At 37.2% G+C, this 13,648-nt stretch carries 13 protein-coding genes; 2 read left to right on the top strand and 11 right to left on the bottom strand.

Features of this window, described 5'->3' with window-relative positions:
• Positions 1–44: 44 nt before the first annotated feature.
• The 5 genes from D0817_RS16800 to D0817_RS16780 form a co-directional block, all read right to left on the bottom strand.
• Positions 45–425 carry a hypothetical protein gene (locus D0817_RS16800; RefSeq protein ID WP_127339535.1) on the bottom strand — a complete coding sequence of 127 codons (381 nt, stop codon included), beginning with the start codon at positions 423–425 and terminating at the stop codon, positions 45–47.
• Between the two features lie 251 nt (positions 426–676).
• The gene (locus tag D0817_RS16795; protein WP_127339534.1) at positions 677–1,081 is read right to left on the bottom strand and encodes a GNAT family N-acetyltransferase; all 405 of its coding nucleotides are present in this window, start codon (positions 1,079–1,081) and stop codon (positions 677–679) included.
• Between the two features lie 50 nt (positions 1,082–1,131).
• Positions 1,132–3,003 (bottom strand): M1 family metallopeptidase, encoded by a 1,872-nt coding sequence (locus D0817_RS16790; protein WP_161568440.1) that lies wholly within the window; start codon positions 3,001–3,003, stop codon positions 1,132–1,134.
• 278 nt (positions 3,004–3,281) lie between these two features.
• Positions 3,282–4,862 (bottom strand): NADP-dependent glyceraldehyde-3-phosphate dehydrogenase, encoded by a 1,581-nt coding sequence (locus tag D0817_RS16785; protein ID WP_127339533.1) that lies wholly within the window; start codon positions 4,860–4,862, stop codon positions 3,282–3,284.
• Between the two features lie 75 nt (positions 4,863–4,937).
• Positions 4,938–5,249, bottom strand: a complete 312-nt coding sequence (locus D0817_RS16780; protein WP_127339532.1) for a rhodanese-like domain-containing protein — start codon at positions 5,247–5,249, stop codon at positions 4,938–4,940.
• A gap of 610 nt (positions 5,250–5,859) precedes the next feature.
• Here D0817_RS16780 and D0817_RS16775 point away from each other — a divergent pair.
• Both D0817_RS16775 and D0817_RS16770 read left to right on the top strand, forming a co-directional pair.
• Complete coding sequence (locus tag D0817_RS16775) at positions 5,860–6,486, top strand: Crp/Fnr family transcriptional regulator (protein ID WP_127339531.1); 627 nt, start codon at positions 5,860–5,862, stop codon at positions 6,484–6,486.
• Between the two features lie 256 nt (positions 6,487–6,742).
• Positions 6,743–7,528: a sulfite exporter TauE/SafE family protein gene (locus D0817_RS16770; RefSeq protein WP_127339530.1), complete on the top strand. Its 786-nt coding sequence runs from the start codon at positions 6,743–6,745 to the stop codon at positions 7,526–7,528.
• A 269-nt stretch (positions 7,529–7,797) separates the two neighbouring features.
• Here D0817_RS16770 and D0817_RS16765 read toward each other — a convergent pair whose 3' ends face one another.
• From D0817_RS16765 to D0817_RS16740, 6 genes are all read right to left on the bottom strand, one after another.
• Positions 7,798–8,217, bottom strand: coding sequence for a helix-turn-helix domain-containing protein (locus D0817_RS16765; protein ID WP_127339529.1), 420 nt, complete (start codon positions 8,215–8,217; stop codon positions 7,798–7,800).
• Positions 8,218–8,405: 188 nt separating this feature from the next.
• Complete coding sequence (locus D0817_RS16760) at positions 8,406–9,164, bottom strand: glucose 1-dehydrogenase (RefSeq protein WP_127339528.1); 759 nt, start codon at positions 9,162–9,164, stop codon at positions 8,406–8,408.
• A gap of 99 nt (positions 9,165–9,263) precedes the next feature.
• A complete protein-coding gene (locus D0817_RS16755) occupies positions 9,264–9,854 on the bottom strand; it encodes a Crp/Fnr family transcriptional regulator (RefSeq protein WP_127339527.1) in 591 nt (196 codons plus the stop codon).
• Between the two features lie 334 nt (positions 9,855–10,188).
• Positions 10,189–11,265: a cytochrome d ubiquinol oxidase subunit II gene (gene cydB / locus D0817_RS16750; protein ID WP_127339526.1), complete on the bottom strand. Its 1,077-nt coding sequence runs from the start codon at positions 11,263–11,265 to the stop codon at positions 10,189–10,191.
• 2 nt (positions 11,266–11,267) lie between these two features.
• On the bottom strand, positions 11,268–12,614 hold the full coding sequence (locus D0817_RS16745; protein ID WP_127339525.1) for a cytochrome ubiquinol oxidase subunit I: 1,347 nt from the start codon (positions 12,612–12,614) through the stop codon (positions 11,268–11,270).
• Between the two features lie 392 nt (positions 12,615–13,006).
• Positions 13,007–13,597 carry an HD domain-containing protein gene (locus D0817_RS16740; RefSeq protein WP_127339524.1) on the bottom strand — a complete coding sequence of 197 codons (591 nt, stop codon included), beginning with the start codon at positions 13,595–13,597 and terminating at the stop codon, positions 13,007–13,009.
• Between the last annotated feature and the right edge of the window lie 51 nt (positions 13,598–13,648).

Genomic DNA, 13,648 nt, shown 5'->3' with positions numbered 1-13,648 from the left:
TTATGCATGATCACGCTTATTGGTAACCGATGTATAAAAAGGAATCAGATTCTTAAAACTCTCTGGGTAATATAGATAGGATTTGACTCGCCACAAGATGGCGCTAAGAATTCAAAACGATTATAGGAATTTACAACCAGCTGACGAGAGAGTGTCAAATAGAGTTTAGCTACTAAGCTGTAATTGGCTGTAAAATATTTATTTAAAAGTCCGTCTTTAAGAGTATCGTTACCCAGACATTCTTCATCAAGATCTACATCGGCATCTTCAATTACTGAATTACCCTGATCCTGATTGGTGAATTTTACGCGGTGTCTTTTCTCAAGATTGTGATGAGGGCCCTGGTGAGTTTCAGCATTAAGATATTGCCCTCCGCCAAGCAGAAGGAAATTCATGAATACTAAAAATACTATTAACTTTCTCATTTGAGTGCGAAAGTAATAAAAGATTGGAATAAAAAAAATAAAATAAGAAAGTCTTAACAAGTTGAAAGAAACGAAAACGTTTTCATTTTTTCATTCTGTTAATTTTAGCCTTTACCGCCTGAAAAGATACGACTTAAGACATTGTGAATTCGATAAAAAACAAACTGCATAAATAAACATCAGGTTATTAATCAGGAGTTTAAAAACAGATTATTTAAAAATTCAGGCAGGTTTTTTTTTGATTGCCTGCTCTAAAATAAAATCTCCATTATAGTAAAAATTTTTCCGGATTTTGTAAAAATTTTATACGTATCTGACATTCCAAATTTCTCATAAAATGATTTTTTATCTCTTCTGGCATTGCACCAGACTTTTTTTAATCCTTTTTCTTTGGCCAGTTTTAAAATAAAATGCAATAGTTCAGAAGCAATTCCTCTTCCCTGATAGTCTTCCAAAGTGGCCAATTTTCGAAATTGCATTTCATCACGATCAATAAAACAGGAAACTATTGAAACCAGCTCTTCTTCGATAAAAACCCCAAAATGCAATCCGGAATCATCTTCGTCCAGCTGCACAAATTCAAAAGGCTGAACGGGCCACATTACTTCATGCCTGATGTTCCAGGTTTGCGAGGCTTTAATTGTTCTGATTTCCATACTAATTTGAAAAAAAAGTCCCTTTACTCAAGGGACTTTTTAAATTTTAATTATTTGCTTTTCCAAGTATTATTCGCTGGCGTTGCGTCCAGAAAAATACCATTGTCAACTGTGATTTCTTTAATTTGCTTTTTACTTTTTAAAGTAATTGTCGCCACTTTTTGGTTCTTTTCCCAGATAGCAGGAGTCTGATGCAATGCTTCTTGTGTACCGTCTGCATATACAACATTCACCTCAAACGGAATCGCAAAGCCACCCACATTTTCTATCGAAACAGTTTTGGCATCTGCACTTTTAACGGAAAGATCGATGTAATTATTCGTGAAAAACCAGTTGTTGAAAAACCAGTTCAGGTTCTTTCCTGAAGCACTATTGATCGAATTAAAATAATCCCACGGAATTGGGTGTTTGCCATTCCAGTTGTCCATGTAGGCGTGCAATGACTTTTTGAACAAATCATCACCCAACAGGTCTTTTAAAGCGATATAAGAAAGAGAAGCTTTACCATAGGAGTTATTTCCGTAACCCGGTCCTGAAACCTGCGTAGACATAGAAATAATCGGCTGATCTTCTTCTGTTGAAGGATCGTTGATGTATTGCGCAACCCTGAATTGTTTGTAAAATTTATCGGCAGCTTCTTTTCCGTGTTCTGCCGTTCCGATTAGATATTCGAAGGTGGTAGCCCAGCCTTCATCCATAAAAGCGTAACGGGTTTCGTTGATTCCCATGTAAAAAGGAAAATAAGTATGTGCCACTTCATGATCCTGTACCAGTTGTGCAAAAACAGGATCCCCCATTTGAGAATCATTACACATCATTGGATATTCCATGTCGGCAAATCCCTGAAAAGCGGTCATTTTTGAAAAAGGATACGGAACTCCCGGCCAGTTGTTCGAAAACCAGTCTAAGGCATATTGATTGTTTTTTACTGAAGCTACAAAATCAGTTCCTTTTACATCATACGCTGCCTGAACACTCGCACGGCGATTTGTTTTTTTGTCAACCAAAACGCTGCTGGCATCCCATAAGTAATGATCACTTAGTCCGAAACAGACGTCTGAAATATTTTTGGCTTCAAATTTCCAGGTATTCCAGTCGTTTTGTTTGGTAACAGCACCACTTTTCATTTCCTGCTCGTTAGCGATATGAAGCACTTCATCGGTTGTATATGATTTTTTCAAACGTGCTGAAAATTCCGGATTCAAAACTTCATCCGGATTCAATAAATCTCCGGTACCGTAAACCACATAATTTTTGGGTGCTTTAACCGAATACGTATAGTCATTAAAATCATTATAAAACTCCTGACGATCGGTATGTGGCAATCGGTCCCAACCGTTGTAATCATCAAAAACGGTTACTCTCGGATAACTATACGCTACAAAGAAAGTAGTATTGTCAATTTGTCCTTCTCTTCCGCTTTCTTTAGATAAAGGGTAATTCCAGTCGATATTGATAGTGATTTTTGAATGTGGAGGGATCGCTTTTTTAAGTTTTACATTCCCTACCGTACCCCAGCTTCTGGCGTCTTCTTTATAAACTTCGCCTTCCACCTTCAATAAAGTGATGGTTAGTCCGTCACTTAAAAAATCATCACTGACAGATCCGCCGCGTGGAGAAGATGGTTTATGAAGATTGTTTACAAAACGGATTGGTAAATTTCTCAAACTATCAGGACTGTTGTTTTCATAGATGATGGTTTCAGTCCCGCTCACTACTTTGGTAGCTGCATTCACCGTAAGATCCATAGTATACTTACCATGATTCTGCCAGTATTTTTTCCCGGGCTTCCCGTCTGCTGAACGAGTGCCTTTTGCATAGGCTTCTTTGATATTCCTTGGCATATAAAGCTCTTGCGAAAAGCCGTATTGCATTAAAAACAGAAAACCAAACAGTAGTAATTGGTGTGCTTTTTTTCTCATAGTTTTTATAAATTGATGATTTAGTCGATTACAATATTAGAAGCTTTATTTAAATTATGTTACATTTTATCTAAATAATATTTTTCGTCGGTTTCTGATTCCATCCAATTCTAAATGTTGCAGTTTTGGATGAAGAAAAAAATACAGACCTATTTTACAAAAGATAAAAAGAAACTCAGAACCTCAGCATCTCAGAAGCTCAGCAACTCAAAAAGAAAAAACCGCCTTTTTCAAAAAAGAAAAAGACGGTGATCTACAATTAATATATAACCCTGAAACTACAAAATATAATCGGTATTAATGAAATTCGATTCCTTGCTGTTCAGCAATTCCTGCAGGATTTCATTATTATAAGCGATATCTTTTGAAGCTACGAACGTACGAATAGAGAAAGAACGCAAGGCATCCGGGATACTTAGGGTACCTACTGCAGAATCTTTACGTCCTGTAAAAGGAAAGGCATCCGGACCTCTTTGGCAGGAACTGTTCAGATTTACCCTGCAAACTAAGTTTACCAAGGAATCGATAAGCGGTGCTAAAGTTTTGATATCTTTTCCGAACAAACTTACCTGTTGCCCGTAATTTGATTCGGCCATATCATCAAGAGGTTCATCAATATGTTTAAAAGAAATAATGGGCACTACAGGTCCAAATTGTTCTTCGTGATACACTCTCATTTGTTTATTTACAGGAAATAAAACGGCCGGAAAAATATAATTCTCGGTATGTTTACCTCCTTTTTCGTTCAGGATTTTTGCTCCTTTTGAAGTTGCATCATCAATTAAACCCTGAATATATTTTGGTTTCTCTGTTTCAGGAAGCGGTGTTAGTGCAACACCTTTTTCCCATGGATTTCCGAACAGCAATCCGTCTACTTTTTCGGAAAAACGTTTGTTAAATTCTTCTGCAATAGATTCATGTACATATAAAACTTTCAAAGCCGTACAACGCTGACCGTTGAACGATAAAGTTCCTGCAATACATTCCTGAATCGCCAGATCCAAATCGGCATCCGGTAAAATAATCGCGGGGTTTTTAGCTTCCAGGCCTAAAATCAGACGTAATCTGTTTTTATTCGGATGCTGATCCTGTAAGGCTATTGCTGATTTGCTGTTTCCAATTAATGCCAAAACATCAATTTTTCCGGATTTCATGATTGGAGAGGCAATTTCGCGACCTCTTCCGTAAACGATATTAATAACACCTTTAGGAAAACTGCTTCTAAAAGCACGTAATAATGGTGAAATACATAAAACGCCATGTTTTGCCGGTTTAAAAATAACCGTGTTCCCCATAATCAAAGCCGGGATCAGCAATGAAAAAGTTTCGTTTAAGGGATAATTATAAGGTCCAAGACACAAGACAACACCAAGAGGTCCGCGGCGAATCATGGCATTGACGCCCTGCACTTTTTCAAAATGCGAACTGCGTCCGTTTAATTCTTTATAACTGTCAATTGTATCCTGAATATATTCAACTGTTCTGTCAAATTCTTTTTGCGAATCGCCAAGGTTTTTTCCTATTTCCCACATCAGAAGTTTTACCACTTCTTCGCGGGTATCCTTCATTTGTCTTACGAAATTTTCCATGCATTTAATTCGGTCAGCGACTTTCATCGTTGGCCATAAGCCCTGACCTTTATTGTAGGCACCATTGGCAGCCTCAACTACTTCAGCAGCTTCTTTCTCTCCCATAAACGGAATGGAACCTAATAAGGTCGGCGTATATTTTTCTGTAGATGAAATGGTAGAAAAAACAGGTGTGGTCTGCCCTGTCCATTGTTTTAGTTCCCCATTTACAAGATAGGTATCCTGATTGATAAGGGTTTTAATCTGAAATTCTTCGGGTATTAAACTCATAGTCCGGTAATTTATAATTTGGTTATTAATAGCGTTTGAAAAGAAAAAAGAGGCTTTTCAGGCCTCTTCATTTTTTTATGGATTTACGGTTTCGCCTTCCCAGTCAAGGATTCCGCCTAATAAATTATAGGCATTTTCGATTCCTAACTCGTTCATAACCTGACATGCTTTCGCACTTCTGGCTCCGGAACGGCAGTACACGTAATAATTTTTGTTTTTATCTAATTCTTCGATTTCGTAAATAAAACCTTGTCCTTTATTAATATCAATATTAACGGCATTTTCGATATAACCGTCATTAAACTCGTCCTGAGTTCTTACGTCAAGTATAACTGCATTCTCGTCAGCAGCCAGTTGGGCAACCCAATCTTCTTGTGATAAATTCATAATAAATGTGTTTTTTGTAAAATTACGACGTTTCTGTTAATTAAAAACGTACCAAATGCGATTTCGATTATTATTCTCAGAAAACGTTTTAGAGAAAGGATTATAATCAGTGAATTACAAATTTACTCACTATTTTCAAAAATCCAGTCTATAAAATCGATAGAAAATAGGATTTTTTCATTTGCCTAAATAGTTTCTAAAAATAGTTTTCCGGTAATTAATGCCAATCCAATCTGCTATCTTTGTATAAATTTAGTTGTTTTAATTTTAATTTGATAAAAATGGTTGTTACGAATTAGTTCATGCTGAATTGTGAAATTATTTTTTTGCCACAGATTAAGAGATTATAATGATTAAAAAAAGTTGCCACGAATTTCACTAATTTTCACTAATTGATTTCGTGCTAATTCGTGAAATTGCTTCGCTTTTCGCTGTTACCTGGTCGTAGCAATAAAATAGATTAAGAATTTATATTTATTAAAAAATAGCTGCCACTAATTTCAACTAATTAATTCGTGCTAATTCTTGAAATTAGTGGCAAAAAATAAATCAAAACAATTGTAAAAATCCGTTCAAACCGTAAAATCCGTGCCCAATAAACAATCAAACCATGCAAAACTTACTTAAAAATATATTTCCCAATTTCTCCAGCGAACTTATTTCGACTATTGAAGAAAACGGAAGCCTGCAGGATTTTGAAGCCGGAACCATTCTAATGCGAACGGGACAATACATTAAAAACACGGTTTTGATTACCAAAGGAAAAATCAAGATTTATCGCGAAGGCGAAGATGGAGGAGAATTCCTGATGTATTACCTGCAGCCCGGACAAGCCTGTGCTATTTCGATGATTTGTACCGCCAAAAGCGAAAAAAGCCAGATTATGGCCAAAGTGGTCGAAGATGTTTCGGTGATGATGATTCCGCTGCAAATGATGGACAAATGGATGATGGAACACCGGTCCTGGTACGAATTCGTCATTGAAACCTACAGAAGCCGCTTTGAAGAAGTCCTTGAAGTCGTTGACAATATCGCCTTTCGCTCTATGGACGAACGTTTGGAATTTTACCTCAAAAGACATTCCGATGCCTGTGGCTGTTCTGAAGTAAAGCTTTCGCACCAGGAGATTGCAACCGAACTCAATACCTCCAGAGAAGTGATTTCCAGATTACTCAAAAAAATGGAACAGCGGGGTCTGGTGAAACTCAACCGCAATCAGATTGAGCTTTTGAAATGAAATTATTTGGTCGCGGAGTTTACGGATTAAGTGGGTTGCCACAGATTAAAAGATTATATTGATTTTTCTTTATCTGCGAATATTAAAAAAACAATTATTCTACCTCAAAAGAAAAACCCGCGTAAATCTGTCCTATCCGTAAAATCAGTGTGCAAAATAATCCAATAATTTTTTAATCTGGGGCAAAAATGGCCTTGTGTGATAAATGTTACTGTAGGTTTCTATTTAACGAAGCACCTTTGCATAAAAACATGTAATGGAATATTTAGGATATTTTGCTTCAATCATCATCGGAATATCACTAGGCTTAATCGGGGGTGGAGGATCTATTCTGACCATCCCGATTTTGGTCTATTTATTCAAAGTAAATCCCGAGCAGGCTACTTCTTATTCTTTGTTTATTGTCGGACTGACCGCCATGTCCGGAAGTTACAGCCATTATAAAATGGGAAACCTCAAACTCAAATCGGCGTTGTATTTTGCGATTCCGTCTGTGATTTCGATTTTGATTATCCGCGAAGTTATCTTTCCTCAGATTGCTTCGACTTTATTTTCGATTGCTTCCTATTCGGTTTCAAAAGATTTCCTGATTATGATAATCTTTTCAGTTTTGATGATTACAGCAGCCATTTCGATGATTCGAAAAAACAAACCTGAAATAAAAGCAACGGAAACCAATTACCTTCAACTTAGCTTCATTGGATTTGTAGTCGGAATCATCACCGGATTTCTGGGTGCCGGCGGAGGATTTCTGATCATTCCTGCCCTGCTCTTTTTCGCTAATTTACCTATGAAACAAGCCGTAGGAACCTCATTATTAATTATCTCAATCAATTCTTCAATCGGTTTTGGAGGTGATTTATACATTGGTACTCCCATCAATTATCCTTTTTTATTGGGCATCTCTGCAATGGCACTTTTGGGAATGTTCATCGGCAGCCGGCTTTCCAAAAAAATTGATGCTGCCAGACTAAAACCTATTTTTGGCTGGTTTGTTCTGGTGATGGGATTTTATATTATTACTAAGGAGGTTTTGTTTTAAGATTTATTTCTCTCCCAGATTTGCTTCGCCAGTTCGCTATTGCTCGGGTTGCGGATATGGTAGATTTTTTTTGTCTTCTTTTTGTGTAATCTTTGTCAAAGATGAAACTAAAAAATCCGTTTATTCCTGAGAGCAAACGGATTTTGATATTTTGGGCGTTCCCTTCGGTCGGGCTATTCGCTAAATCTTTTCCTTGCTAAAGAAGCAAGAAAAAGGATGTCGCTCCTATCCCTAACGCAAATTCACGTGAACTTAAGTCTTTTATATTTCTATTTATTCAAAAGTTTTTCAAGATATTTTACTTTTTCTTTTTCTGCATTAGCTACTTCTTTTTCAGCCAGAACCAAACGTTCGTAAAGTTCGACCATTTTATCTAAAGGATTGAAATTAAAAATAGGACCAGATGCACCCTGACCATTGCTATTACTGACACTATTGTCGTAAAAGTTATTAAAAAAATTAAAAACTGATTCTTCCGAAAAGTTTTCAATTGCTTCTACTGTAACTCCAAGAACTTTTGCAATTTCTACAAGTCTTTTAGTATCAACTTCTTCATTTCCTTCAATTCCCGAAACAGTTTGCTGGCTTACGCCAATTGCTTCTGCAAGCGCTTCCTGTTTCATTCCTCTAAGCTCTCTGATTCGGCTTATATTGCGTCCGATATGTTTTGGTTTTGTTGCTGTGCTCATAGTTCAAAGATATTTAAAATTCTTAAACGAATTATTAATATAGTAAAATACAACATTCTTTCGATAAGTTACACTTTTGTATTTCGATGCTCAAAAATACAATTTTTCGTGCAAAAAATAAAAAATTCAATAACAGGAATAATCCCATCATTGAATTTAATAACTTTTCTATTTCAATAAAAGTTCACTTAGCGTTGTCCACCGGCAACAGCGATAGTTTCACCATTAATCCAGTAAGAATCATCAGAACCAAGAAATACAGCCACTTTTGCAATATCTTCAGGTTGACCTGCACGTCCTAGTGGTGTTTCAGAAACATGCCATTTTTCTGCATCTCCATTCATAACTCCGGAACTATGAGAACCTTCTGTTTCTATCAATCCGGGATTAATAGAATTGACACGGATTTTCTTCGGACCAAGTTCTTTAGCAAGAATACGGGTCATGGCATCAACTGCATATTTGGTTTGAGTATAAATCAAAGAAGTTGGCATATCAAGCGTTGATACGATCGAACCGGTATTAATGATTGCACCGCCTTTATCTCCAAATAATTTTACCGCTTGTTGAATCGTCAATATACTTCCCAGCACATTAATGTTGAACATACGGTGAAAAGATTCTTCCGTAATATCGTCAATACCCGCAAAGCTATAAACACCTGCATTGTTAACCAGTATATCAAGTTTACCAAATGTTTTGGCAATCTCTTCAAAAATACGTTTTACATCAGCTGCTTTTTCCACATTACCTTGTATTGCAATCGCTTTTCCGCCATTACTGGTAATTTCCTTAACGACTTTATCAGCGCCGTCTTTGCTGCTTGCATAATTAATAACCACTGTCGCGCCCTGATTGGCATATTCTTTAGCGATTCCTGCACCTATACCTTTTGATGCACCTGTTATTAATGCTACTTTCCCCTCTAATTTTCTTAAATTTTCCATCTTTGTTTTGCTAATTATAATTGTTAATTAATAAGGCAAAGTTGGGTATTTCGTAAGGTTGAAAAGTTGAAGTATCTTAGGAAAAAAGGTTGAACTACTTCAACTTTTCTTCTTCACTTTTTCATTACGTATTTTCGATAAAAACTCTGTGGTCATATTAAGATAAGACGCAAGAGCGTATTGTGGAAGACGTTGTGCAACCTTTGGGAACTTTTCCAGAAACTCACTATAGCGCTGTTCTGCATTTTGTGTAAGCATTGCAATAATGCGACGTACATAGAATGCAGCAGATTTTTCGGCCATTAAACGAAATAAGGTTTCCAGGTTATGAGTGGAAGATTTTAATTTTTGTTCGGCTTCATGATTTATCTGTAAGATCACACTATCTTCTAATGCTACAATAAACATAGTCGCCGGAGTTTGGTATATATAACTATTATAATCGGCTATCCACCAGTCTTCAATCGCAAACTGAATTGTATGTTCCGTACCTTTTTCATCTACAACATATGCACGAAAAGCACCTTCAAGTACATAAGTTCTTTGTTTGTTCACAAATTCCGGTTGTACGATAAACTGTCTTTTCTTTATTTTTCGCACTTTAAACTCAGACAGCAAGGCATCCATTTCGTCTGGTAATAAGATGACTTTCTTATTAATATTTTCAATAAATGATGTCAGGTCTTCCATGTAATTTTAAATTATGATTTATATTCTGCCCCACTACTTTGACAAAATTATCGCAAATTAATATCAGTCCAAGAAATTAAGATTGTTTGTTTTGGCGTTTTCGCCGCGGCGAACGGGCTATTCGCTAAGCAAACTTAGGCAAACTAGAAATTTCGAATTTATAAAATTGAATAGAAAACCGAATAAATCTTCCTGGCTTAGCCAAATATACAGCTCATTTTCGGCTAAAGCCAACTTCACTCAAAAATTAAAAACCGCTGGTTAAAACCAACGGCTATTGCTATAAATAATTCGTGAAAATTCGTGAAATTGGTGGCTAAAAAAACAAAACAACTTAATGCTCCCCATACCCCACATCATCCATTTTCCCATTAAAAACACGGTACTGAATAATAAAATAAATAATGACCAGAAACAGCGCGACAAAAAACCAGCTCAGTCCGGCGTTTAATCCGTAAGCTCCGGCGGCGGTATTGTAAATGGTTAAAGATGGATTTACTTTATTTGTTGAAGGCAAAACATTTGGAAAAATAGAAACGGCAGTCGAAGCAAATCCGCCAACGAGAAATAAAGTTGAGAATATAAAACCTTGTCCGTCTTTTTTGTATGAACGCACTTTGAACAAGCCTAAAATCCCGACAAAAGTCATCACAGGAAAAAACCAAAGAACCGGATTTTCGACAAAATTGTGAAAAGGTTCCGGCTCAATAAAATGCCAGATCTGCAACGAAATACAAACCAAAACCAATAAAACAATATTCAGTTTAAAAACCAGATTTTTAAGCTGTGGATTCAAAGACGAATTGGTTTTAAAGATAATCCAGTTGGCGCCGTGAATCGTTAAAGCTACCACGCTCACAATGCCAAGAAATAAGGTAAACCAATCGATAATTCCCAATTCATTGGCTTGCGGACTGAAAGTCGGATTCCACAAAGGCAAAAAGAAATAATGTGCTTCCTGAGTCGAAACGCCGTTGGTCACCATTCCGAGATTGACCCCGCGCACGATGTTTCCCAAAGCAATCCCGAAGAACAGCGCAAGAAGCAGACTCGCGATTCCGAAAGCCTTGTCCCAGATTGTTTCCCACATCGGATGATGTACCTGTCCGCGCATTTCCAAACCAATGGCACGGAAAATCAACAGCCATAAAATCATAATCAGCGGCAGGTAAAATCCGCTGAAAGAAGAAGCATACAGAGTCGGAAATGCGAAAAACAATACACCTCCGGCCGCAATAATCCAAACTTCGTTGGCATCCCAAAACGGACCAATAGCGCTTGTAATTGCTTTTTTATCTTTTTCTGTTTTAGCCAGAAATAAATGAATAATTCCTGCTCCAAAATCATAACCGTCCAAAACAATGTAAACGGCCAGAATTCCCATTAAAACGACGTACCAAAAAAATTCCATACTTATATTTTTTCTGTTGAAAGTTCCACATGATGAGGCCCTTTATTGATAATTTTTCCAATCAAAAGCAAAAACAGCATTCCGAGTAAAAGATACAATCCGATAAAACCCAATAAGGTAAACAAGGTATTTCCGGACGAAACTGTTGGCGATGCCCCCGCAGAAGTACGCAATAAATTATAAACCAGCCAGGGCTGTCTGCCCAATTCGGCGGTGTACCAGCCTGTAGTATTGGCGATATACGGAAACGGCATCATAAACATCAGCGACCATAAAATCCATTTGGTCTGGTATAATTTTCCCCGAATTAACTGAAAAAGTGCCAAAACCATCAAACCAATAAACAAAGTCCCGAGACCGACCATAATATGATAGGCATAATATAATCCGGAAATATTGGTCGGATGCAGATCTTCTTCGAACTGATCCAGTCCTTTTATTTCCTGTTCCCAGTTTCCATATGTCAGGAAACTCAAAATATTGGGAACGGCAATTTTATTATCCAGTTTTTTGTCTTTTACGTCGGGCTGACCGATTAAAACAATTTCAGAACCTTTTTTCTCGGTATGAAAAATTCCTTCCATTCCGGCAAAAGTCACCGGTTGGTATTTCACTACATTTTTGGCCAGTAAATCTCCGGTTGGAACTGCCACAATAATGCTCGAAATCAATCCGAAAATGACTCCCGTTTTAAGAAACAATCTTCCAAAAGAAACATTTTTCTGACTCAGAATATAGAAAGCACCGATTCCGGCCACAACAAACGAACTTGTTACCAAAGAGGCGGCCTGATTGTGCAGATAAGAAGGCCATAACCACGGATTGAGGAATAAAGCTTTAAAATTGGTCAGTACAAATTTTCCGTTTTCCAGAATTTCATAACCAACCGGATTCTGCATCCAGGAGTGTGTGGCTATAATTAAATAGCCGCTGGTCCAGGAACCGATCATGATTAATACTCCGGTTACAAAGTGCCATTTATGTCCCAGTATTTTTTCGCCAAATAAAAATATCCCCAAAAAAGAAGATTCCAGGAAAAACGAAAACATCCCCTCCATTGCCAGTGTCTGACCTATAATTCCACCCGTCAGTTCAGAGAATTTGGCCCAGTTGGTTCCGAACTGAAATTCCATTGGGATTCCGGTTACGACACCCATGGCAAAATTCAGGGCAAAAATTTTCATCCAGAAATGCGTGGCGTGATTGTATTGTTCGTTTTTGGTTCTTAAATATTTCCACTTAAAATAAACAATGATCAGCGAAAGACCCATTGTAAGTTGCGGAAAAAGATAGTGAAAAGTAATCGTGAAGGCGAATTGCATTCGGTCATAAAAAAGCATTTCTTCCATGAGTGGTATTTTAATTATGAAGTCCCACAAATTTACCCATTAAAACCCAAATTAATGACCTTAAAAAAAAGTTTATCGCCCGATATTTGTTAAACTTTTCAACAATTTAATATGTATAAATAACACTTATGCCTGCAGCAATTTTGCCAAAGTTTGCCATTTCGACAAAGGAGAAATCTTCACGAGAAGCTCGCCAAAGATTGGAATCTGATTGTAGAGTTCCATAAAGAGATTTCTCCTTCGTCGAAATGACAGAAATAACAGGATTGTGTATAGATGTACGTATGAAATATAGCCCGCGATTGAAACCGCGGGAACGCAATGCATAATCACAATATGTTTGCTGCGGTTGAAACCGCAGGCTATATTGTGATTATGTTCGCTATATTTGATTATTTCTTCAAAATTCCTTTTTCGACACTTTCATTTATCAGGCCTTCTGCGTATGTCCATAAAGTCTCGGAGCCTTCTTTGATCACACTCTTTTTTTCGTAAACTTTTTGGTACCCTACGCCAAACTCTTTCCACGTGCCGCCGTTGTTGGAGGTGTTTTGCAGTAAAGGCTCTAATCTGTCCATCGATTTGGCAAATTTGGCTTCGTTGGTTTCCCCGGCTTCAAATTCTTCCCAGATTTCAATAAAGGCATCGGCTTGTTTTTTTGGAAGCAGGCCAAAAATGCGGTTCGCGGCCAAACGCTCTGCATCCGTATTCGAATGACTGATTAGCAAATCATATAAAAAAACATCCCCGGCGTCGATTTCTACAATATCATGTATCAAAACCATTTTCACCACTTTCAAAACATCAATTGGTTTATCGGAATGTTCGGCCAGAACAATCGCCATCAGTGCCAGATGCCAGCTGTGTTCGGCATCGTTTTCATTTCGGTCACTGTTAAACAGCTTCGTTTTCCGCTGAATGTATTTTACTTTATCAATCTCTTTTATAAAAGCAATCTGATCCAATAAGTCCTTTGTATTCATAATAAATGATTTTTGTAGTGTTGTAAAATTACGCAGATTTTTTTTTCTACC

The sequence above is a fragment of the Flavobacterium cupreum genome, assembly GCF_003996965.1.
Lineage (GTDB): Bacteria > Bacteroidota > Bacteroidia > Flavobacteriales > Flavobacteriaceae > Flavobacterium > Flavobacterium cupreum.
The sequence above is the reverse complement of the archived record's forward strand: the minus strand, read 5'-3'. Positions and strand labels throughout refer to the sequence as shown.